Origin of the sequence: Clostridium sp. FP1 (assembly GCF_011065975.2) — a bacterium.
GTDB classification, from domain to species: Bacteria; Bacillota; Clostridia; order Clostridiales; family Clostridiaceae; genus Clostridium_AD; species Clostridium_AD tagluense.
In genome coordinates, this window is the sequence record NZ_JAAMNJ020000001.1 from 153,520 (window position 1) to 177,124 (window position 23,605).

Here is a 23,605-nt window from a genome sequence, read left to right on the forward strand (position 1 = left end):
AAAACGTTTATGTAAATAAACGAAATTATCTACGCAAGTAGATAAAGATAAAGGTTAAGCTACAAAGGGCGCATGGCGAATGCCTTGGCACTAGGAGCCGAAGAAGGACGCGTTAAGCTGCGATAAGCTTTGGGTAGGCGCAAATAGCCAGTGATCCAAAGATTTCCGAATGGGGGAACCCACATAGTAACAACTATGTACTGCATACTGAATAAATAGGTATGCAGAGGTAGACCCGGGGAACTGAAACATCTAAGTACCCGGAGGAAGAGAAAGAAACATCGATTTCCTAAGTAGCGGCGAGCGAAAGGGAAAGAGCCCAAACCTAGGTCTTTGACCTAGGGGTTGAGGATAGATCATAAATACTGCAATTCCTTAATTGAAGATAGCTGGAAAGCTGCTCCGCAGAAGGTAATAGGCCTGTAAATGAAAAGGAAAAACAGTCAGATCTAATCCAGAGTACCACGAGACACGTGAAACCTTGTGGGAAGCAGGGAGGACCACCTCCCAAGGCTAAATACTACCTAGTGACCGATAGTGAAGAAGTACCGTGAGGGAAAGGTGAAAAGAACCCCGGAAGGGGAGTGAAATAGAACCTGAAACCGTGTGCCTACAACCGGTCGGAGCACTTTTTATGTGTGACGGCGTGCTTTTTGTAGAACGAGCCAACGAGTTACGATATGTAGCAAGGTTAAGTACTTAAGGTACGGAGCCGAAGGGAAACCAAGTCTGAATAGGGCGCTATAGTTGCATGTCGTAGACCCGAAACCGGGTGACCTATCCATGGCCAGGATGAAGCGGAAGTAAAATTCCGTGGAGGTCCGAACCACGTTGGTGTTGAAAAACCATGGGATGAGCTGTGGATAGCGGAGAAATTCCAATCGAACTCGGAGATAGCTGGTTCTCCTCGAAATAGCTTTAGGGCTAGCGTCGATTAATTGAGTAATGGAGGTAGAGCACTGAATGGGCTAGGGGCTGACAACAGTTACTGAACCCTATCAAACTCCGAATGCCATATACTTTTATTTCGGCAGTCAGACTGCGAATGATAAGATCCGTAGTCAAAAGGGAAACAGCCCAGACCATCAGCTAAGGTCCCAAAGTGTAAGTTAAGTGGAAAAGGATGTGGGATTTCTAAGACAACTAGGATGTTGGCTCAGAAGCAGCCACTCATTCAAAGAGTGCGTAATAGCTCACTAGTCAAGAGATCCTGCGCCGAAGATGTCCGGGGCTAAAACTTACCACCGAAGCTATGGGTGTACACTATGTGTACGCGGTAGAGGAGCTTTCTGTACTGGCTGAAGTCATACCGTAAGGAGTGGTGGACGGTACAGAAGTGAGAATGTTGGCATAAGTAGCGAGAGTTAAGTGAGAATCTTAACGGTCGAAAACCTAAGGTTTCCTGAGGAAGGCTCGTCCTCTCAGGGTTAGTCGGGACCTAAGCCGAGGCCGAAAGGCGTAGGTGATGGACAATCGGTTGATATTCCGATACCACCAATGGACGTTATTAGAAATGGGATGACGCAGGAGGATAAGATGTGCACACTATTGGATGTGTGTCTAAGCATTTAGGCGGAGCAAGCAGGCAAATCCGTTTGCTCTTAACGCTGAGATGTTATGGGGAAGGGAATTTATTCCTGAAGTATCTGATTCCACGCTGCCAAGAAAAGTCTCTATCGAGGATATTGGTGCCCGTACCGCAAACCGACACAGGTAGGTGAGGAGAGAATCCTAAGACCATCGGAAGAATTGCTGTTAAGGAACTCGGCAAATTGACCCCGTAACTTCGGGAGAAGGGGTGCCTACGAAAGTAGGTCGCAGAGAATAGGCCCAAGCAACTGTTTAGCAAAAACACAGGTCTCTGCTAAAGCGAAAGCTGATGTATAGGGGCTGACGCCTGCCCGGTGCTGGAAGGTTAAGGGGATTACTTAGCGCAAGCGAAGGTATGAACTTAAGCCCCAGTAAACGGCGGCCGTAACTATAACGGTCCTAAGGTAGCGAAATTCCTTGTCGGGTAAGTTCCGACCCGCACGAATGGCGTAATGATTTGGGCACTGTCTCAACAGCACATCCGGCGAAATTGTAGTGCCAGTGAAGATGCTGGCTACCCGCGATTGGACGGAAAGACCCCGTAGAGCTTTACTGTAGCTTAGCATTGAATTTCGGTATTGTCTGTACAGGATAGGTGGGAGACTGAGAAACATGGGCGTCAGCCTGTGTGGAGTCATCCTTGGGATACCACCCTGACAGTACTGAGGTTCTAACTGGAGGCCATGAATCTGGTCACAGGACATTGTTAGGTGGGCAGTTTGACTGGGGCGGTCGCCTCCAAAAAAGTAACGGAGGCGCTCAAAGGTTCCCTCAGCGCGGTTGGAAATCGCGCGAAGAGTGCAAAGGCAGAAGGGAGCCTGACTGCGACACCTACAAGTGGAGCAGGGACGAAAGTCGGACTTAGTGATCCGGTGGTACCTCGTGGGAGGGCCATCGCTCAACGGATAAAAGCTACCTCGGGGATAACAGGCTGATCTCCCCCAAGAGTCCACATCGACGGGGAGGTTTGGCACCTCGATGTCGGCTCGTCGCATCCTGGGGCTGAAGTAGGTCCCAAGGGTTGGGCTGTTCGCCCATTAAAGCGGCACGCGAGCTGGGTTCAGAACGTCGTGAGACAGTTCGGTCCCTATCCGTCGCGGGCGTAGGAAATTTGAAGGGAGCTGTCCTTAGTACGAGAGGACCGGGATGGACAAACCTCTGGTGCACCAGTTGTCACGCCAGTGGCATCGCTGGGTAGCTATGTTTGGAAGGGATAAACGCTGAAAGCATCTAAGCGTGAAGCCCACCCTGAGATGAGATTTCCCATAACTCGTGCGTAAGCACGGTGTTAGTAAGACTCCTGGAAGAACACCAGGTTGATAGGTTAGAGGTGTAAGCATGGTAACATGTTCAGCTGACTAATACTAATAAGTCGAGGGCTTGACCTTAATATATATAAAGCGTAAGCTTCAAGCGAAAGCGAGAAGATAATTTCACTGTGCAATTTTGAGAGAATATAATTTTCTCAATCTGGTGATTATGGCATGAAGGTAACACCCCTTCCCATACCGAACAGGTCGGTTAAGCTTCAATGCGCCAATGGTACTGCAGGGGTAACTTTGTGGGAGAGTAGGTCGTCGCCAGGTAAGAAAAAACCACTAAGTCTAACTTAGTGGTTTTTATTTTGGTATGCCCTAAATTTGTTGACGTATGTCAACAGAATGAAAACATTAAATAATATATTTAGTAAGCTTATTTATAAATGGGCTGTCTCAAAATGATTAGAAAATCATTTGAAGAGACAGCCTCTTTTCCTTAGTGATTTTAATAAAAATCACTGTTTTCATTGTTATTTTTTAGTGCCTTTTTATTTTTTTGTACAACAAAAAGAAGATTGTTAAATCTCCTAATTATAAAATGTTGTTTTTGATTTTGAATTTTAAGCTGATTTTATTTCATGCAATAAAATTCCACATCTATCATTTTGGATTTTGTTATGAAATTTATTTATGTTATATCCAAAGCATAAAAGGGTAAATTCAGTTTTAACATTGATTTTTCCTTTAGTTAAAAATCTTCTAAACCCATGATCTTCTTTCAAAACTCCAAATGCTCCTTCAACTTGAATTGACCTATTAGTTCTTAACATTATTCCTTCTAAACTTGTTATATTTTCTAATGACTTTAATCTTTTTTGTATAAATTTTTTAGATACACTTAGTCTTTTGTTACCTTTTGCTTTTGTACATTTTGGTTTATACTGGCATGAATCACAATCCTCACATTCATAAACTGTTACACTAGCTTTATATCCAGACTTTGACTTTCTTATCGTGTTATAAAGAACCTTTAATTTTTTATTGTTATGGCAAGTATATTCATCATTTACTTCATCATAATTCATGTTTTCTCGCTTGCTTATATTATTTTTAAAGCTTCTCTTTTTCATGCTTTCATAAGTTTGAGGTTTTATAAATGTGTTTTGTCCAGTGGATTCTAAATACATATAATTTTCTTCACTCTCATATCCAGCGTCAGCTATTACACTATCAAATATTTGTGATAATGTTTCTCTTAATTTTTTTAAAAACGGAATAAAAGTAAGTTGATCAGATCTTTCACTAGAAATATCTATCCCAACAATATATTCACCTTCCACTCCTATTTGCATGTTATATCCTGGTTTTAGTTGCGAATTTCTCATATGATCTTCTTTCATATGCATAAAGGTTGAATCTTTATCAGTTTTTGAAAAACTATTTCTCCCATCAAAAGTTTTGGTATAATCATCATATTTTTTTTGCTTTTCTATAAACTCTGAAAGATTTTCTATAAACTTCTGTATTTTAGTTTTTCTTTTGCCTTGTCCATGCACAAATTCTATATTCTCATGTTCTCTATTTTTATTTAAAAATTTTAAAATCTCTTGAAGATATTCTATTTTAGCCTCCGGCTCTGAAATTATATATTCTGTTTTAAATTCAAAATTTATTTTTTCAATAATTTCCTTTATTTTTTCTTGAAGCTTCGCTTGAAATTTATCCGTAGATTTTTTCCATACGAAAGTATACTTATTAGCATTGGCTTCAATTTTTGTTCCATCAATAAATATATTCTTAAATTCAACCTCACCGTAGGTTTTTAACTTTTCAACTAATTGATTAAATAAATCATCTACAACACCAACAAGTCTTTTGCTTCTAAACCTAGCTATTGTATTATGATCAGGGGCCTTTCGACCTTGTAAAAGCCACATGAAGTTGATGTCTCGCTTACAAGCTTTTTCTATTTTTCTACTTGAATAAATGTCATTCATATAAGCATAAACTAATATTTTAAATAGAATCTTCGGTTCAACTGCCGGTTTTCTTCCTTGTGAAGAGTACGCCTCATTTAAATTTTTATAATATAATTCCTCCAATATTTGGCTTAGCAGTCTCACTGAATCATCCTCGGGTATCAAAATTCCTGTTTCAATAGGAAAAACTAATTGATAAACCTCGCAATTATTGGTATAATTCTTTTGTGTAATTTCTTTATTTATCATATTTAAATTATACACCAAAAGTGGACTCCTTGGAGTCCACTTTTGTATTTGGAAAAGAAAAAAAGAGCCATCTCGCTGTAGAAATCACTTTCTATTTTGAGACAGCCCCTAATTTTTATGTTAAGAAATTATTTTTATTAAAGATGTGACTAATATTATTGAGTTATCAGCAGTTACAGGAATTAATTAAATATATAGTTAGTATTGCAGTCAGTTATAACCAAACTATTAAAAGGAAACTAAATTTAGGTAAAACCAATAATCAAAAGCTGATTTTGGGTAAATAGTAATATTATACGTATAGTACTTTAGATAATAAGAGATACTTATTTAGTGGTGAAAGAATAAGGTGATTTAATTTATTAGTTTGAAAGTTAAAGCAAACTTATTTATAAAAAAGAAATCAACCTCTCTACAGATGCGTTGGTTTCTTTTATGAGATTATGCAGAGGAAGGTGAAATTTTGTACAAAAAGTTTAAATTCAACGTTTTGATTATAAAAATATAGTATACTAATCCTAGTGTATCACTATAGAATAAAGTTAATAATTAGTAGTAACATAGAGAATAGTGAATATAATTGTCGTATTTCAAGAGTTAGCATAAATGCCTTGTATGTGTATATGATAGAATATTCCTTGTAGTCACGAAAGAGTGGCTCAGAAGGTTAGATGTCAATTACGATTTAATAAATTTTTATATGAAAATTAATTTTAAAAAGTTATTGACAAAACAAGCAATACCAAGTAAAATAATAGAAGTCGTCACATGATGACAAAGCAAATTGGTCTTTGAAAATTAAACAGAGAAATAGGTAAAATAGCGAAATAATATTTCGTTAGACCAGTTAATTACTTTAGATAAAAAAGTAATTTTAGTCGTAAGACTAAAAAGTATGTAATGAGCTTGCTAACCAGCTTAACAGTTGGCGCAGATTATTCATTTCAAATAAAAAGTGTAAACTTTTAAATTGAGAGTTTGATCCTGGCTCAGGACGAACGCTGGCGGCGTGCCTAACACATGCAAGTCGAGCGATGAAACCCTTCGGGGTGGATTAGCGGCGGACGGGTGAGTAACACGTGGGTAACCTGCCTCAAAGAGGGGAATAGCCTCCCGAAAGGGAGATTAATACCGCATAATATGTTTTGGTCGCATGATTGAAACATCAAAGGAATTTTCTTTTAGAGAATTCCACTTTGAGATGGACCCGCGGCGCATTAGCTAGTTGGTGAGGTAACGGCCCACCAAGGCAACGATGCGTAGCCGACCTGAGAGGGTGATCGGCCACATTGGAACTGAGACACGGTCCAGACTCCTACGGGAGGCAGCAGTGGGGAATATTGCGCAATGGGGGAAACCCTGACGCAGCAACGCCGCGTGAATGATGAAGGCCTTCGGGTTGTAAAGTTCTGTCTTCTGGGACGATAATGACGGTACCAGAGGAGGAAGCCACGGCTAACTACGTGCCAGCAGCCGCGGTAATACGTAGGTGGCAAGCGTTGTCCGGATTTACTGGGCGTAAAGGATGCGTAGGCGGACATTTAAGTCAGATGTGAAATACCCGAGCTTAACTTGGGTGCTGCATTTGAAACTGGGTGTCTAGAGTGCAGGAGAGGTAAGTGGAATTCCTAGTGTAGCGGTGAAATGCGTAGAGATTAGGAAGAACACCAGTGGCGAAGGCGACTTACTGGACTGTAACTGACGCTGAGGCATGAAAGCGTGGGGAGCAAACAGGATTAGATACCCTGGTAGTCCACGCCGTAAACGATGAATACTAGGTGTCGGGGGTCGAACCTCGGTGCCGCAGTTAACACAATAAGTATTCCGCCTGGGGAGTACGATCGCAAGATTAAAACTCAAAGGAATTGACGGGGGCCCGCACAAGCAGCGGAGCATGTGGTTTAATTCGAAGCAACGCGAAGAACCTTACCTAGACTTGACATCCCCTGCATAACCCAGAGATGGGCGAAGTCCTTCGGGACAGGGTGACAGGTGGTGCATGGTTGTCGTCAGCTCGTGTCGTGAGATGTTGGGTTAAGTCCCGCAACGAGCGCAACCCTTATCATTAGTTGCTACCATTTAGTTGAGCACTCTAGTGAGACTGCCCGGGTTAACCGGGAGGAAGGTGGGGATGACGTCAAATCATCATGCCCCTTATGTCTAGGGCTACACACGTGCTACAATGGTGAGTACAAAGAGATGCAAGACCGCAAGGTGGAGCCAAACTCAAAAACTCATCCCAGTTCGGATTGTAGGCTGCAACTCGCCTACATGAAGCCGGAGTTGCTAGTAATCGCGAATCAGCATGTCGCGGTGAATACGTTCCCGGGCCTTGTACACACCGCCCGTCACACCATGAGAGTTGGTAACACCCGAAGTCCGTGAGGTAACCGTAAGGAGCCAGCGGCCGAAGGTGGGATTGATGATTGGGGTGAAGTCGTAACAAGGTAGCCGTAGGAGAACCTGCGGCTGGATCACCTCCTTTCTAGGGAGTAGATGCAAAGACTTCGGTCAATGCAACAAGAAGAATTTAGTTATTCTTCAAAACATCTACTGTAATTACTCGTAACCTATTTTCTGTTTAATTTTGAGAGACTAATTTTAGTTAACTCTTTGGAGTTAACTAAAAATTTAATCTTTCTAAAAATGTTCTTTGAAAATTGCACAGTGAAATTAAAGTTGTTTAAATAAGTTAAAGCCATGTAAATGGTGTATAGATGAATTTAATACAATTTCGCAAAATGAATTAAAACGTTTATGTAAATAAACGAAATTATCTACGCAAGTAGATAAAGATAAAGGTTAAGCTACAAAGGGCGCATGGCGAATGCCTTGGCACTAGGAGCCGAAGAAGGACGCGTTAAGCTGCGATAAGCTTTGGGTAGGCGCAAATAGCCAGTGATCCAAAGATTTCCGAATGGGGGAACCCACATAGTAACAACTATGTACTGCATACTGAATAAATAGGTATGCAGAGGTAGACCCGGGGAACTGAAACATCTAAGTACCCGGAGGAAGAGAAAGAAACATCGATTTCCTAAGTAGCGGCGAGCGAAAGGGAAAGAGCCCAAACCTAGGTCTTTGACCTAGGGGTTGAGGATAGATCATAAATACTGCAATTCCTTAATTGAAGATAGCTGGAAAGCTGCTCCGCAGAAGGTAATAGGCCTGTAAATGAAAAGGAAAAACAGTCAGATCTAATCCAGAGTACCACGAGACACGTGAAACCTTGTGGGAAGCAGGGAGGACCACCTCCCAAGGCTAAATACTACCTAGTGACCGATAGTGAAGAAGTACCGTGAGGGAAAGGTGAAAAGAACCCCGGAAGGGGAGTGAAATAGAACCTGAAACCGTGTGCCTACAACCGGTCGGAGCACTTTTTATGTGTGACGGCGTGCTTTTTGTAGAACGAGCCAACGAGTTACGATATGTAGCAAGGTTAAGTACTTAAGGTACGGAGCCGAAGGGAAACCAAGTCTGAATAGGGCGCTATAGTTGCATGTCGTAGACCCGAAACCGGGTGACCTATCCATGGCCAGGATGAAGCGGAAGTAAAATTCCGTGGAGGTCCGAACCACGTTGGTGTTGAAAAACCATGGGATGAGCTGTGGATAGCGGAGAAATTCCAATCGAACTCGGAGATAGCTGGTTCTCCTCGAAATAGCTTTAGGGCTAGCGTCGATTAATTGAGTAATGGAGGTAGAGCACTGAATGGGCTAGGGGCTGACAACAGTTACTGAACCCTATCAAACTCCGAATGCCATATACTTTTATTTCGGCAGTCAGACTGCGAATGATAAGATCCGTAGTCAAAAGGGAAACAGCCCAGACCATCAGCTAAGGTCCCAAAGTGTAAGTTAAGTGGAAAAGGATGTGGGATTTCTAAGACAACTAGGATGTTGGCTCAGAAGCAGCCACTCATTCAAAGAGTGCGTAATAGCTCACTAGTCAAGAGATCCTGCGCCGAAGATGTCCGGGGCTAAAACTTACCACCGAAGCTATGGGTGTACACTATGTGTACGCGGTAGAGGAGCTTTCTGTACTGGCTGAAGTCATACCGTAAGGAGTGGTGGACGGTACAGAAGTGAGAATGTTGGCATAAGTAGCGAGAGTTAAGTGAGAATCTTAACGGTCGAAAACCTAAGGTTTCCTGAGGAAGGCTCGTCCTCTCAGGGTTAGTCGGGACCTAAGCCGAGGCCGAAAGGCGTAGGTGATGGACAATCGGTTGATATTCCGATACCACCAATGGACGTTATTAGAAATGGGATGACGCAGGAGGATAAGATGTGCACACTATTGGATGTGTGTCTAAGCATTTAGGCGGAGCAAGCAGGCAAATCCGTTTGCTCTTAACGCTGAGATGTTATGGGGAAGGGAATTTATTCCTGAAGTATCTGATTCCACGCTGCCAAGAAAAGTCTCTATCGAGGATATTGGTGCCCGTACCGCAAACCGACACAGGTAGGTGAGGAGAGAATCCTAAGACCATCGGAAGAATTGCTGTTAAGGAACTCGGCAAATTGACCCCGTAACTTCGGGAGAAGGGGTGCCTACGAAAGTAGGTCGCAGAGAATAGGCCCAAGCAACTGTTTAGCAAAAACACAGGTCTCTGCTAAAGCGAAAGCTGATGTATAGGGGCTGACGCCTGCCCGGTGCTGGAAGGTTAAGGGGATTACTTAGTCGGGAATTCGTTCCCGCCGAAGGTATGAACTTAAGCCCCAGTAAACGGCGGCCGTAACTATAACGGTCCTAAGGTAGCGAAATTCCTTGTCGGGTAAGTTCCGACCCGCACGAATGGCGTAATGATTTGGGCACTGTCTCAACAGCACATCCGGCGAAATTGTAGTGCCAGTGAAGATGCTGGCTACCCGCGATTGGACGGAAAGACCCCGTAGAGCTTTACTGTAGCTTAGCATTGAATTTCGGTATTGTCTGTACAGGATAGGTGGGAGACTGAGAAACATGGGCGTCAGCCTGTGTGGAGTCATCCTTGGGATACCACCCTGACAGTACTGAGGTTCTAACTGGAGGCCATGAATCTGGTCACAGGACATTGTTAGGTGGGCAGTTTGACTGGGGCGGTCGCCTCCAAAAAAGTAACGGAGGCGCTCAAAGGTTCCCTCAGCGCGGTTGGAAATCGCGCGAAGAGTGCAAAGGCAGAAGGGAGCCTGACTGCGACACCTACAAGTGGAGCAGGGACGAAAGTCGGACTTAGTGATCCGGTGGTACCTCGTGGGAGGGCCATCGCTCAACGGATAAAAGCTACCTCGGGGATAACAGGCTGATCTCCCCCAAGAGTCCACATCGACGGGGAGGTTTGGCACCTCGATGTCGGCTCGTCGCATCCTGGGGCTGAAGTAGGTCCCAAGGGTTGGGCTGTTCGCCCATTAAAGCGGCACGCGAGCTGGGTTCAGAACGTCGTGAGACAGTTCGGTCCCTATCCGTCGCGGGCGTAGGAAATTTGAAGGGAGCTGTCCTTAGTACGAGAGGACCGGGATGGACAAACCTCTGGTGCACCAGTTGTCACGCCAGTGGCATCGCTGGGTAGCTATGTTTGGAAGGGATAAACGCTGAAAGCATCTAAGCGTGAAGCCCACCCTGAGATGAGATTTCCCATAACTCGTGCGTAAGCACGGTGTTAGTAAGACTCCTGGAAGAACACCAGGTTGATAGGTTAGAGGTGTAAGCATGGTAACATGTTCAGCTGACTAATACTAATAAGTCGAGGGCTTGACCTTAATATATATAAAGCGTAAGCTTCAAGCGAAAGCGAGAAGATAATTTCACTGTGCAATTTTGAGAGAATATAATTTTCTCAATCTGGTGATTATGGCATGAAGGTAACACCCGTTCCCATACCGAACACGAAGGTTAAGCTTCAATGCGCTAATGGTACTGCAGGGGTGACCTTGTGGGAGAGTAAGTCGTCGCCAGGTAACAAAAAACCACTAAGTCTAACTTAGTGGTTTTTATTTTGCGTTAAGAGTATAAATTAAAATTTGTATACAGTACTTAAAACTTTTCCTATACTGTCATGAATAACTAGGGTTGCTTGATTATCATAAGGGGTGGAGGATTTGTTGATAAGAATTAAGTTAGTTCCTTTAAAATATTTTATCAAATTTGCAGCAGGGTATACCACAAGAGAAGTGCCCCCCACAATTAATGTATCAGCAATACTTATTGCTTTAATAGAACGTTCTAATATATTCATATCTAAATTTTCTTCATAAAGAACTACATCAGGTTTAATAATTCCACCACAACTATCACACCTAGGAATTATGGTCTTACTATTTAATATATAAGTTGAATCAAAAAAATGATTGCATTGCATACAGTAATTTCTATGTACAGATCCATGAAGTTCATATACATTTTTAGAGCCTGCCATTTGATGTAAACCATCAATGTTTTGGGTGATTATAGCTTTTAATTTATTTTTTTCTTCCAGTTTAGCCAATGTAATATGTGCATCATTAGGTATTACATCTAAAAAAATCATATTAGATTTGTAAAATTGAAAAAAATCCTCAGTATTATTTATAAAAAAGGAATGACTTAAAATAACTTCGGGAGGAAATTTTAAATCAGTTTTTATACTATACAAACCATTTTTGGAACGAAAATCAGGAATACAACTTTCTGTAGATACCCCTGCACCTCCAAAAAAAACCATATTAGTAGCATTTTTTATAATTGTTTTTAATAGTTCATAACTCATAATATCAGCTCCTTTATTACAGTATAACAGTTAAAGAGATATTTAGTAGTTATTAACAAGAAAGTATAGTATAATAAAAATTTTAAATTAGGTACAAGAAACTATATACTTATCCTAGTGTATCAATAGGAGATATGGGTAGGATTAATTATGAATAGTGGAGAAAAATAAAGATAAATTCACTATACGAACTATAACTTCATTATACAATAAGTTTGTTATGGTAAGATACTACTTGTCGTCACATGATGACAAAACAAGTTGGTCTTTGAAAATTAAACAGAGAAATAGGTAAAATAACGAAATAATATTTCGTTAGACCAGTTAATTACTTTAGATAAAAAAGTAATTTTAGTCGTAAGACTAAAAAGTATGTAATGAGCTTGCTAACCAGCTTAACAGTGGTTGCAGATTATTCATTTCAAATAAAAAGTGTAAACTTTTAAATTGAGAGTTTGATCCTGGCTCAGGACGAACGCTGGCGGCGTGCCTAACACATGCAAGTCGAGCGATGAAACCCTTCGGGGTGGATTAGCGGCGGACGGGTGAGTAACACGTGGGTAACCTGCCTCAAAGAGGGGAATAGCCTCCCGAAAGGGAGATTAATACCGCATAATATGTTTTGATCGCATGATTGAAACATCAAAGGAATTTTCTTTTAGAGAATTCCACTTTGAGATGGACCCGCGGCGCATTAGCTAGTTGGTGAGGTAACGGCCCACCAAGGCAACGATGCGTAGCCGACCTGAGAGGGTGATCGGCCACATTGGAACTGAGACACGGTCCAGACTCCTACGGGAGGCAGCAGTGGGGAATATTGCGCAATGGGGGAAACCCTGACGCAGCAACGCCGCGTGAATGATGAAGGCCTTCGGGTTGTAAAGTTCTGTCTTCTGGGACGATAATGACGGTACCAGAGGAGGAAGCCACGGCTAACTACGTGCCAGCAGCCGCGGTAATACGTAGGTGGCAAGCGTTGTCCGGATTTACTGGGCGTAAAGGATGCGTAGGCGGACATTTAAGTCAGATGTGAAATACCCGAGCTTAACTTGGGTGCTGCATTTGAAACTGGGTGTCTAGAGTGCAGGAGAGGTAAGTGGAATTCCTAGTGTAGCGGTGAAATGCGTAGAGATTAGGAAGAACACCAGTGGCGAAGGCGACTTACTGGACTGTAACTGACGCTGAGGCATGAAAGCGTGGGGAGCAAACAGGATTAGATACCCTGGTAGTCCACGCCGTAAACGATGAATACTAGGTGTCGGGGGTCGAACCTCGGTGCCGCAGTTAACACAATAAGTATTCCGCCTGGGGAGTACGATCGCAAGATTAAAACTCAAAGGAATTGACGGGGGCCCGCACAAGCAGCGGAGCATGTGGTTTAATTCGAAGCAACGCGAAGAACCTTACCTAGACTTGACATCCCCTGCATAACCCAGAGATGGGCGAAGTCCTTCGGGACAGGGTGACAGGTGGTGCATGGTTGTCGTCAGCTCGTGTCGTGAGATGTTGGGTTAAGTCCCGCAACGAGCGCAACCCTTATCATTAGTTGCTACCATTTAGTTGAGCACTCTAGTGAGACTGCCCGGGTTAACCGGGAGGAAGGTGGGGATGACGTCAAATCATCATGCCCCTTATGTCTAGGGCTACACACGTGCTACAATGGTGAGTACAAAGAGATGCAAGACCGCAAGGTGGAGCCAAACTCAAAAACTCATCCCAGTTCGGATTGTAGGCTGCAACTCGCCTACATGAAGCCGGAGTTGCTAGTAATCGCGAATCAGCATGTCGCGGTGAATACGTTCCCGGGCCTTGTACACACCGCCCGTCACACCATGAGAGTTGGTAACACCCGAAGTCCGTGAGGTAACCGTAAGGAGCCAGCGGCCGAAGGTGGGATTGATGATTGGGGTGAAGTCGTAACAAGGTAGCCGTAGGAGAACCTGCGGCTGGATCACCTCCTTTCTAGGGAGTAGATGCAAAGACTTCGGTCAATGCAACAAGAAGAATAATTAATTTTATTTTTCAAAATGTCTACTGTAATTACTCGTAACCTATTCTCTGTTTAATTTTGAGAGACTAATTTTAGTAAACTCTCTGAGTTTAAATTGACTCTTTGGAGTTAACTAAAAATTTAATCTTTCTAAAAATGTTCTTTGAAAATTGCACAGTGAAATTAAAGTTGTTTTAATAAGTTAAAGCCATGTAAATGGTGTATAGATGAATTTAATACAATTTCGCAAAATGAATTAAAACGTTTATGTAAATAGACGAAATTATCTACGTAAGTAGATAAAGATAAAGGTTAAGCTACAAAGGGCGCATGGCGAATGCCTTGGCACTAGGAGCCGAAGAAGGACGCGTTAAGCTGCGATAAGCTTTGGGTAGGCGCAAATAGCCAGTGATCCAAAGATTTCCGAATGGGGGAACCCACATAGTAACAACTATGTACTGCATACTGAATAAATAGGTATGCAGAGGTAGACCCGGGGAACTGAAACATCTAAGTACCCGGAGGAAGAGAAAGAAACATCGATTTCCTAAGTAGCGGCGAGCGAAAGGGAAAGAGCCCAAACCTAGGTCTTTGACCTAGGGGTTGAGGATAGATCATAAATACTGCAATTCCTTAATTGAAGATAGCTGGAAAGCTGCTCCGCAGAAGGTAATAGGCCTGTAAATGAAAAGGAAAAACAGTCAGATCTAATCCAGAGTACCACGAGACACGTGAAACCTTGTGGGAAGCAGGGAGGACCACCTCCCAAGGCTAAATACTACCTAGTGACCGATAGTGAAGAAGTACCGTGAGGGAAAGGTGAAAAGAACCCCGGAAGGGGAGTGAAATAGAACCTGAAACCGTGTGCCTACAACCGGTCGGAGCACTTTTTATGTGTGACGGCGTGCTTTTTGTAGAACGAGCCAACGAGTTACGATATGTAGCAAGGTTAAGTACTTAAGGTACGGAGCCGAAGGGAAACCAAGTCTGAATAGGGCGCTATAGTTGCATGTCGTAGACCCGAAACCGGGTGACCTATCCATGGCCAGGATGAAGCGGAAGTAAAATTCCGTGGAGGTCCGAACCACGTTGGTGTTGAAAAACCATGGGATGAGCTGTGGATAGCGGAGAAATTCCAATCGAACTCGGAGATAGCTGGTTCTCCTCGAAATAGCTTTAGGGCTAGCGTCGATTAATTGAGTAATGGAGGTAGAGCACTGAATGGGCTAGGGGCTGACAACAGTTACTGAACCCTATCAAACTCCGAATGCCATATACTTTTATTTCGGCAGTCAGACTGCGAATGATAAGATCCGTAGTCAAAAGGGAAACAGCCCAGACCATCAGCTAAGGTCCCAAAGTGTAAGTTAAGTGGAAAAGGATGTGGGATTTCTAAGACAACTAGGATGTTGGCTCAGAAGCAGCCACTCATTCAAAGAGTGCGTAATAGCTCACTAGTCAAGAGATCCTGCGCCGAAGATGTCCGGGGCTAAAACTTACCACCGAAGCTATGGGTGTACACTATGTGTACGCGGTAGAGGAGCTTTCTGTACTGGCTGAAGTCATACCGTAAGGAGTGGTGGACGGTACAGAAGTGAGAATGTTGGCATAAGTAGCGAGAGTTAAGTGAGAATCTTAACGGTCGAAAACCTAAGGTTTCCTGAGGAAGGCTCGTCCTCTCAGGGTTAGTCGGGACCTAAGCCGAGGCCGAAAGGCGTAGGTGATGGACAATCGGTTGATATTCCGATACCACCAATGGACGTTATTAGAAATGGGATGACGCAGGAGGATAAGATGTGCACACTATTGGATGTGTGTCTAAGCATTTAGGCGGAGCAAGCAGGCAAATCCGTTTGCTCTTAACGCTGAGATGTTATGGGGAAGGGAATTTATTCCTGAAGTATCTGATTCCACGCTGCCAAGAAAAGTCTCTATCGAGGATATTGGTGCCCGTACCGCAAACCGACACAGGTAGGTGAGGAGAGAATCCTAAGACCATCGGAAGAATTGCTGTTAAGGAACTCGGCAAATTGACCCCGTAACTTCGGGAGAAGGGGTGCCTACGAAAGTAGGTCGCAGAGAATAGGCCCAAGCAACTGTTTAGCAAAAACACAGGTCTCTGCTAAAGCGAAAGCTGATGTATAGGGGCTGACGCCTGCCCGGTGCTGGAAGGTTAAGGGGATTACTTAGTCGGGAATTCGTTCCCGCCGAAGGTATGAACTTAAGCCCCAGTAAACGGCGGCCGTAACTATAACGGTCCTAAGGTAGCGAAATTCCTTGTCGGGTAAGTTCCGACCCGCACGAATGGCGTAATGATTTGGGCACTGTCTCAACAGCACATCCGGCGAAATTGTAGTGCCAGTGAAGATGCTGGCTACCCGCGATTGGACGGAAAGACCCCGTAGAGCTTTACTGTAGCTTAGCATTGAATTTCGGTATTGTCTGTACAGGATAGGTGGGAGACTGAGAAACATGGGCGTCAGCCTGTGTGGAGTCATCCTTGGGATACCACCCTGACAGTACTGAGGTTCTAACTGGAGGCCATGAATCTGGTCACAGGACATTGTTAGGTGGGCAGTTTGACTGGGGCGGTCGCCTCCAAAAAAGTAACGGAGGCGCTCAAAGGTTCCCTCAGCGCGGTTGGAAATCGCGCGAAGAGTGCAAAGGCAGAAGGGAGCCTGACTGCGACACCTACAAGTGGAGCAGGGACGAAAGTCGGACTTAGTGATCCGGTGGTACCTCGTGGGAGGGCCATCGCTCAACGGATAAAAGCTACCTCGGGGATAACAGGCTGATCTCCCCCAAGAGTCCACATCGACGGGGAGGTTTGGCACCTCGATGTCGGCTCGTCGCATCCTGGGGCTGAAGTAGGTCCCAAGGGTTGGGCTGTTCGCCCATTAAAGCGGCACGCGAGCTGGGTTCAGAACGTCGTGAGACAGTTCGGTCCCTATCCGTCGCGGGCGTAGGAAATTTGAAGGGAGCTGTCCTTAGTACGAGAGGACCGGGATGGACAAACCTCTGGTGCACCAGTTGTCACGCCAGTGGCATCGCTGGGTAGCTATGTTTGGAAGGGATAAACGCTGAAAGCATCTAAGCGTGAAGCCCACCCTGAGATGAGATTTCCCATAACTCGTGCGTAAGCACGGTGTTAGTAAGACTCCTGGAAGAACACCAGGTTGATAGGTTAGAGGTGTAAGCATGGTAACATGTTCAGCTGACTAATACTAATAAGTCGAGGGCTTGACCTTAATATATATAAAGCGTAAGCTTCAAGCGAAAGCGAGAAGATAATTTCACTGTGCAATTTTGAGAGAATATAATTTTCTCAATCTGGTGATTATGGCATGAAGGTAACACCCCTTCCCATACCGAACAGGTCGGTTAAGCTTCAATGCGCCAATGGTACTGCAGGGGTAACTTTGTGGGAGAGTAGGTCGTCGCCAGGTAATGTGGCTGGATAGCTCAGTCGGTAGAGCAGAGGACTGAAAATCCTCGTGTCCCTGGTTCGATTCCTGGTCTAGCCACCAGTTATGGCGCTATAGCCAAGCGGTAAGGTCAAGGTCTGCAAAACCTTTATTCCCCGGTTCAAATCCGGGTGGCGCCTCCAAAGCACTTTGTAAATAATACAAAGTGCTTTTTTACGTTCAATATTTTGAGTGTATATGTTGAAGGAAAACTGCATATCAATTATAAAGTAGACAATTATATAAAATATTGTAAAATAAAAAAATGTATAAGTTTACATTTATACTGATATACTTATGCTAAGTTTATATTCTTTAATATATATAAATAAATAAAATAGACATAAATTTTTATAAAAAATAGCAATTTAGAGATAAACTTAGAAATACATATGTTGATACATACAAGTTAGCCTAAGTAAGTAATATGCTCATATACTGAGGTTATACACACTATAGGGAACTTGGTACAAGTAGATTAATGTATGAAATGCTAGTATAATCACATATGTTGGACACAAAACTATTTATGCCTAACATTTTAAATTACTTTAGGGGGTCTAAAATTTTATGTATAAAGAGATGGTTCAAAGAAAAAAGTTTCCAGTTGTGGTGGTGTTGTTTATTACACTAATTACATTTATATGCCTATCAGACTTATTACCTAAGATAAATATAGGTAGCATAAATTTAAAAACATTCATAACTATGTTCTTTAATACATTAATGGTAGCTCTTTGTTTTATTGAATTTTCAAGATGTAAGATTAAGTATAAGTATTCTATTGTTGCAGACCAATTCATTATTCATAAAATAAGAGGTGAAGAGTCTAAAATACTAGAGGATATTAAATTAAAGGATATAGAATTTATCGGTAAACATAGTAATTGTAACACACACATTCATATTAGTAGCAGTAAAAAGTATATATGTTCTACATTTAATGGAAGTAAGTTTTGCTGTGTATATAAAGCAGGAGATAAATTCAAAAAGTTTTACTTTGAGCCTAGCGAAGGTCTTATGAATAAAATTAGGTCATTAAAAGCAAAACCATTATTTTAAAAATAATTAGTAAATATATAAAAGAAGTATAATTGGATTAAAATTATACTTCTTTTTTTTATCGCAAAGATATTTAACAATATTAATTTTATGCTATTTTAATTCAACTATAATTTCTTTTAATAAATCTTGCTTTTCAATAATGTCTAGGCCGGTTATAGCAAGAGCTGCAGCAGCTCTTATAATATTACTTTTGCAAAAGTCTGTTTGAGTTTCTAAAGCAAATGCTGTTGATGGGCAACTTATTAGGGATTTATCTGTAATAGCTATTGAGGGGTATATGCATGGCGTAATATGGCTTATAGCTCCTATTCCCAGGCCATATGTTGCGTTTTTACAAGGATCAATATTAATAATGCCACATTCTTTTAAGTTATGTGTAAATATTCTTGATAGTGATTTATTAGTCAAAAGTTCTTCTGAAGGTAATTCAAATAGGCTAATCTCTGGAGTTATATTCATTATTCCAGACAGTGACTTCACAAAATCACCCATAGTTTTTTCTAATACTTTAGCCTCGCTTATTTTAGTAGCTGTCAAATAAAGTTTAGCCTCTGATTGAGAATGTGAGTTAGCACAAGAGGAAGCATTACTTATGGAGACAGCATCAATATAACAACTGTTGTTTAACCCTTTTAACAATTGACTAAATGTATTAAATATATATAAATAAGCATCTAAAGATGAAAATTTACCAATCTCTTTATTATTAGTGTTGATATCTTGATTATACACAATTTTAATTGGGATGGTAGCCATGGAAGTACCACTTTCAGCATTGCTTATATCGCAGTGAGGTGCAAATATAACATCTATATCATCCAAGCATTTTTCTTTCGTTAAAGTAAGTTCTGCTCCATTGGAGTAACCACCTGGGCATCCTAGTAAAATTACAGTTCCTCCAATTTTAGAGATTACCTTTGATAAACCTAATGCCGCTGCAGTAGAAATACTTGCATTCACGTTATTACCAAAAATATGACCTGCATTTTCTGTAGATGCGTATTTGCATATATAACATATCTTAGGGTGACCACTTCCATATTTAGCGTAAAAGGAAGTAGGAATATTACAATAGTTTTCTTGTATTTCAAAATCATGATCTTTTAGCATATTTATTATATAAGAACAACCTTTATATTCTTTATAACTTGTTTCTGGATTATCATAAAGATATTTAGATAAATTATATATATCTTCTTTTATAGTGCTTAAATAACTTATAATTTTTTGTCTCATGGAACAATCTCCTTTCAAATTTTTGTTATTATTAACACAGTTAGTATAACCTAAGGTCCATAAATATATTGATAATAACAAATAAAGTTTTATAAGGTCATATAACAATTTTTAATGGCTTGTTTTGACTTAAAATGTAGATAAATATATTTCCAATAATTATGTGGACAAAATAAGAAACCGTACTTACTTGAATAAAATATATAATAAGAGGCTATACTTTAGTTAGTTTTAACGGCATTTCAGAAGGGAAGTAACCGATATTTATAAATAGGCGTCAAATACTATAACAAGAAAAAAACTTATATGGAAGTATAAATATCATTCTGAAGTCGTTAATATTGCAGTGCCAGAGGTGATGATTTAAAAGAGCAAGTTTAAGGGGGAAATTATGAAAAAAGAAAAATGTATTATATGCAGAAAGCCTCTAAATGATGGTATAATAATAAATGGAAGAGGAATTTGTGTGAATTGCGAAGGAAGAATTATAAAGGCAAAGGCTAATACAGATTTCTATGAATATTACAAGAACTGTATAAGAAAGACTTTGGTACAGTGCTTGCCAAGAGGAGTGACTAAGGATTGTCAAAATTACCACTTGTAGAAGGAGTGTTAAAATATATAAAAGAAAAAAATATTCCCTTTTCTATGCCAGGTCATAAGGGTGGACTCGGGTTTTTAAAAACGTTGCAGGGAAGGGAGCTTTATGAAAATCTCATAAAAGGAGATATCACCGAGGTTGATGGAGTAGATAATCTTCATTGTGCAGAAGGTATAATAAAAGAATCTCAAAAGTTGTTGAGTGAATACTATGGAAGTATTAAATCTTATTTTCTAGTGAATGGCAGTACTAGTGGGAATTTAGCTATGATTTTTTCATGTTTCAATGAGGGTGATAAAATTATAGTAGAGAGAAATTGTCATCGTTCCATATTTAATGCCATTATCATGAGAAAATTAAAACCAGTATATATTAAAAATAAAATTAATTCGAAATATGATGCTCCTTTTCCCTTAGATAAGGAGCATTTTTTATATTTGATTAATAAAAATAAAGATGCTAAAGGGATTATCGTTACCTACCCTAATTATTATGGTATATGCTTAGATTTACGGTATGTTATTGAAATAGCTAGAAAATATAACATGAAGGTATTAGTAGACTCTGCACATGGTGCTCATTTTGGATTATCTACGTTATTACCTGAAAGTCCTTTGAAAATGGGAGCGGATATGGTAGTCATGAGTGCACATAAAACACTACCCAGCTTAACACAAACAGCTTTTTTACATGTAGGAGAGGGGATTGATATTAGTAAAGTAGATTTTTATGTAAGTGCTTTTTTAAGTACAAGTCCCTCCTATATGCTCTTATGCTCTATGGATTATGCAAGGTTTTATATGGAGGAGTATGGTGAAAATGACTATGAAAAGTTAATTGAACTCTGCCAGTTTTATAGAGAAAAAATTAATAGCCTTAATAAATTTTATGTTTTAGGCCCTGAAGATTTATATGAGATGTCAGGAAAATATGATAAAGACATTAATAAGTATACTATGGATTTAACTAGGTATATACTAAATGTACCCAAAGATTACAGTGGGCATAAATTATTAGAATATTTAAGAGTAAACAAAATTCAAGCTGAAATGAGTGATAGTAGAAATGTAGTTTTAATATTTTCTCCATTTAATTCGCAGCAAGAGTTTAATGCCTTATATATAGCGCTTAAAGACTGTGATATGAATACTTTAAAGCAAGAATATGTAGATTTAATAGATTACGATATTCCAATTTCTCTTATGCACCCATATGAAGTAATGGATAGAGAGAAAACCATGGTGGAGGTAAGAAATTTAGAGGGTAAAATAAGTGCGGTAGCAATAGTTCCATATCCGCCAGGAATACCTATTGTAATGCCTGGAGAAAGGATAGATGAACATACTATAGCTGTCATAGAATATTACATGCGGTGCAATGTAACGGTGCTTGGAATTAATGAAGGAAAAGTAGCAATAGTAGAGAAATAGATATTATTATTATTGTTATATATTAATATATATATTGGTGGAGGGGATTGCATGGAAATAGGTCGTCTAATAATATTAGAAGGTCCAGATGGTTCAGGAAAAACTACTCAAATAGAATTATTAGAAAGGTATCTAAAAGAGGCAGGATATGAGGTAGTAAGAACAAGAGAGCCAGGAGGAACAGAAATTAGCGAGAAAATCAGAGATATAATACTAGACAATGATAATTATAATATGAGCGATATGTGTGAAGCATTACTCTATGCAGCATCTCGTGCACAACTAGTGAGTGAGATTATAAAGCCAGCATTAGCCCTTGGTAAGATGGTTATATGTGATAGGTTTGTTTATTCTTCAATGGTGTATCAAGGGATTGGTAGAGGACTTGGTATGGAAAGAATAAGAAGCATTAATGAAGCTGCCTTAGATGGACTAGAGGCAGATTTAACTTTTATGATTACCATTCCTTATGAAGAAGGGCTAAAGAGGAAAAAAATGCAAGGGACTTTAGATCGTTTAGAAAATAGTGGGAATGAGTTCCATAAAAAAGTTTTTGAAGGTTACTTAGATATTTGTAAGAAATATGATAAAATAGAAGTAATCAATGGTAATAGAAATGTAGATGAAGTACATAAAGATATAATAAAAGCTATTAAAAAAATAAAATTATAAAAGGATGGGATTATATGAAATTAGTTATTGCAATAGTACAAGATGATGATGCAAGTGATTTAATTGAAGTAATAACAGACAAAGATTTTAGAGTTACAAAACTCGCGACTACAGGTGGTTTTTTAAAAGCAGGAAATACAACATTGCTAATAGGTGTAGAGAAAGAAAAGGTAGATGAAGTTTTAGCTATTATAAAAGATGTGTGCAAGTCAAGAAAGCAAATAGTAACATCACCTTCACCAGTAGCTGGATCTACAGGAGTATATATGCCATTTCCTATTGAAGTGGACGCAGGTGGAGCAAATGTATTTGTAGTTGATGTGGATAAATATATAAAGTTATAACTATTTATAAGCAAGTATATAAATCTATACTTGCTTATATGCATATGGAGGACTAAAATGAGTTTTGAGAGCATAATAGGCCATAATAATATAAAAAACCAAATAAGTAAATCTATAAATTTAGATAAACTATCACATGCTCATCTTTTAGTTGGAGAGGATGGAATAGGAAAAAGTATACTCGCTAGGAATATAGGGTTTAAGATTTTAGGAAAGAATAAAGATATGCAATATGTTGATTTAGTGGAATGGCACATAGAAAAAAGTAAAAGTACAATAGGAGTTAATTCTATAAGAACTTTAATTGAAGAAATTAATAAAAAACCTTATGAGGGGGATAAGAAAGTCATAATTATTTATGAAGCTGATAAAATGACAACCCAAGCTCAAAATGCTTTTTTAAAAACAATTGAAGAGCCACCTAAGAATGTGACTATATTTTTACTATGTGAAAATCTAGAAGTAATATTGGATACAATAAAATCAAGATGTCAAATACATAAATTAAAAAGCTTAACTGTAGGTGAAATGGAAAAATTTCTAAAAGTAAATCATCCAAGTTTATCTTTAGAGGAAACAAAAGTTATTGTGGCTTTTAGTGATGGAATACCTGGGAGAGCAGAAAAATTTCTTTTCGATAATAATTTTAAAAATATTAGAAATATTACATTGGAAATATTACTCCAGCTAAATAAAGTGGGAACTGAAGAATTAATGAAATATGAAAAGAAATTATCGGATCAAAAAGAAAACTTTAAAGAAATATTAACTGCATTTCTTTCGTATATTAGGGATACTATAATATATAAAGAAATTGAAGAAGAAAATATAATTATTAACATAGATAAGTTATTAAGTATAAAAGAATTAGCCAATATATTTTCATTTAACAAATTAAATGGTATTATAAATATAATAAACGATACTAGAGAGAATTTAGATAGGAACGTTAACCCAGGGCTTACGTTTCAGGTAATGCTACTTAAAATGCAGGAGGTTTAA

At 39.9% G+C, this 23,605-nt stretch carries 9 protein-coding genes, 2 tRNA genes and 8 rRNA genes; 16 read left to right on the forward strand and 3 right to left on the reverse strand.

Annotated features, from left to right (window positions below):
• Window positions 1–52 precede the first annotated feature (52 nt).
• A 23S ribosomal RNA gene (locus G9F70_RS00745) occupies window positions 53–2,978 on the forward strand.
• A gap of 81 nt (window positions 2,979–3,059) precedes the next feature.
• A 5S ribosomal RNA gene (gene rrf, locus G9F70_RS00750) occupies window positions 3,060–3,176 on the forward strand.
• Window positions 3,177–3,469: 293 nt separating this feature from the next.
• Here the strand turns inward: rrf (G9F70_RS00750) and G9F70_RS00755 are convergent.
• Window positions 3,470–5,077 carry an IS1182 family transposase gene (locus tag G9F70_RS00755; protein ID WP_224617775.1) on the reverse strand — a complete coding sequence of 536 codons (1,608 nt, stop codon included), beginning with the start codon at window positions 5,075–5,077 and terminating at the stop codon, window positions 3,470–3,472.
• Between the two features lie 966 nt (window positions 5,078–6,043).
• On the opposite strand from G9F70_RS00755, the gene G9F70_RS00760 reads away from it, so the two are divergent.
• The 3 genes from G9F70_RS00760 to rrf (G9F70_RS00770) all read left to right on the forward strand — a co-directional run bounded on the left by G9F70_RS00760 (window position 6,044) and on the right by rrf (G9F70_RS00770) (window position 11,013).
• Window positions 6,044–7,562: ribosomal RNA gene (locus G9F70_RS00760) — 16S ribosomal RNA — on the forward strand.
• Window positions 7,563–7,877: 315 nt separating this feature from the next.
• Window positions 7,878–10,815, forward strand: a 23S ribosomal RNA gene (locus tag G9F70_RS00765).
• Window positions 10,816–10,896: 81 nt separating this feature from the next.
• Window positions 10,897–11,013, forward strand: a 5S ribosomal RNA gene (gene rrf / locus G9F70_RS00770).
• A 56-nt stretch (window positions 11,014–11,069) separates the two neighbouring features.
• On the opposite strand, the gene G9F70_RS00775 is transcribed toward rrf (G9F70_RS00770), so the two are convergent.
• Window positions 11,070–11,801, reverse strand: a complete 732-nt coding sequence (locus G9F70_RS00775; RefSeq protein WP_164948118.1) for an NAD-dependent protein deacylase — start codon at window positions 11,799–11,801, stop codon at window positions 11,070–11,072.
• Window positions 11,802–12,244: 443 nt separating this feature from the next.
• Between G9F70_RS00775 and G9F70_RS00780 the strand changes: the two genes are divergently transcribed.
• From G9F70_RS00780 to G9F70_RS00805, 6 genes are all read left to right on the forward strand, one after another.
• A 16S ribosomal RNA gene (locus tag G9F70_RS00780) occupies window positions 12,245–13,763 on the forward strand.
• Between the two features lie 338 nt (window positions 13,764–14,101).
• A 23S ribosomal RNA gene (locus tag G9F70_RS00785) occupies window positions 14,102–17,039 on the forward strand.
• A gap of 81 nt (window positions 17,040–17,120) precedes the next feature.
• Window positions 17,121–17,237: ribosomal RNA gene (gene rrf, locus G9F70_RS00790) — 5S ribosomal RNA — on the forward strand.
• Together the 16S, 23S and 5S rRNA genes with 2 tRNA genes alongside form the textbook arrangement of a ribosomal RNA operon.
• Window positions 17,238–17,242: 5 nt before the next feature.
• Window positions 17,243–17,318, forward strand: a tRNA-Phe gene (locus G9F70_RS00795).
• Window positions 17,319–17,323: 5 nt separating this feature from the next.
• Window positions 17,324–17,398: transfer RNA gene (locus G9F70_RS00800), tRNA-Cys, on the forward strand.
• Between the two features lie 427 nt (window positions 17,399–17,825).
• Complete coding sequence (locus G9F70_RS00805) at window positions 17,826–18,317, forward strand: hypothetical protein (protein ID WP_124996796.1); 492 nt, start codon at window positions 17,826–17,828, stop codon at window positions 18,315–18,317.
• Between the two features lie 93 nt (window positions 18,318–18,410).
• Here G9F70_RS00805 and G9F70_RS00810 read toward each other — a convergent pair whose 3' ends face one another.
• On the reverse strand, window positions 18,411–19,556 hold the full coding sequence (locus tag G9F70_RS00810; RefSeq protein WP_164947226.1) for a M20 family metallopeptidase: 1,146 nt from the start codon (window positions 19,554–19,556) through the stop codon (window positions 18,411–18,413).
• A 391-nt stretch (window positions 19,557–19,947) separates the two neighbouring features.
• On the opposite strand from G9F70_RS00810, the gene G9F70_RS00815 reads away from it, so the two are divergent.
• Genes G9F70_RS00815 through G9F70_RS00835 form a run of 5 tightly spaced genes read left to right on the forward strand, consistent with a single transcriptional unit; the run spans window position 19,948 to window position 23,605 of the window.
• Window positions 19,948–20,160: a sigma factor G inhibitor Gin gene (locus G9F70_RS00815; protein WP_124996800.1), complete on the forward strand. Its 213-nt coding sequence runs from the start codon at window positions 19,948–19,950 to the stop codon at window positions 20,158–20,160.
• Complete coding sequence (locus G9F70_RS00820) at window positions 20,139–21,587, forward strand: aminotransferase class I/II-fold pyridoxal phosphate-dependent enzyme (RefSeq protein WP_164947227.1); 1,449 nt, start codon at window positions 20,139–20,141, stop codon at window positions 21,585–21,587. The genes G9F70_RS00815 and G9F70_RS00820 overlap by 22 nt, the downstream gene beginning before the upstream one ends.
• Before the next feature lie 51 nt (window positions 21,588–21,638).
• On the forward strand, window positions 21,639–22,259 hold the full coding sequence (gene tmk / locus G9F70_RS00825; RefSeq protein WP_164947228.1) for a dTMP kinase: 621 nt from the start codon (window positions 21,639–21,641) through the stop codon (window positions 22,257–22,259).
• A gap of 14 nt (window positions 22,260–22,273) precedes the next feature.
• A complete protein-coding gene (locus tag G9F70_RS00830; RefSeq protein ID WP_124996806.1) occupies window positions 22,274–22,603 on the forward strand; it encodes a cyclic-di-AMP receptor in 330 nt (109 codons plus the stop codon).
• Between the two features lie 57 nt (window positions 22,604–22,660).
• Window positions 22,661–23,605, forward strand: coding sequence for a DNA polymerase III subunit delta' (locus G9F70_RS00835; RefSeq protein ID WP_164947229.1), 945 nt, complete (start codon window positions 22,661–22,663; stop codon window positions 23,603–23,605).

Bases quoted from the DNA above. Each gene is read 5' to 3' on its own strand.
- G9F70_RS00815 (WP_124996800.1), top strand. From the start codon at position 19,948: ATGAAAAAAGAAAAATGTATTATATGCAGAAAGCCTCTAAATGATGGT.
- G9F70_RS00775 (WP_164948118.1), bottom strand. From the start codon at position 11,801: ATGAGTTATGAACTATTAAAAACAATTATAAAAAATGCTACTAATATG.
- G9F70_RS00755 (WP_224617775.1), bottom strand. From the start codon at position 5,077: ATGATAAATAAAGAAATTACACAAAAGAATTATACCAATAATTGCGAG.
- G9F70_RS00810 (WP_164947226.1), bottom strand. From the start codon at position 19,556: ATGAGACAAAAAATTATAAGTTATTTAAGCACTATAAAAGAAGATATA.
- G9F70_RS00830 (WP_124996806.1), top strand. From the start codon at position 22,274: ATGAAATTAGTTATTGCAATAGTACAAGATGATGATGCAAGTGATTTA.
- G9F70_RS00835 (WP_164947229.1), top strand. From the start codon at position 22,661: ATGAGTTTTGAGAGCATAATAGGCCATAATAATATAAAAAACCAAATA.
- G9F70_RS00805 (WP_124996796.1), top strand. From the start codon at position 17,826: ATGTATAAAGAGATGGTTCAAAGAAAAAAGTTTCCAGTTGTGGTGGTG.
- tmk (WP_164947228.1), top strand. From the start codon at position 21,639: ATGGAAATAGGTCGTCTAATAATATTAGAAGGTCCAGATGGTTCAGGA.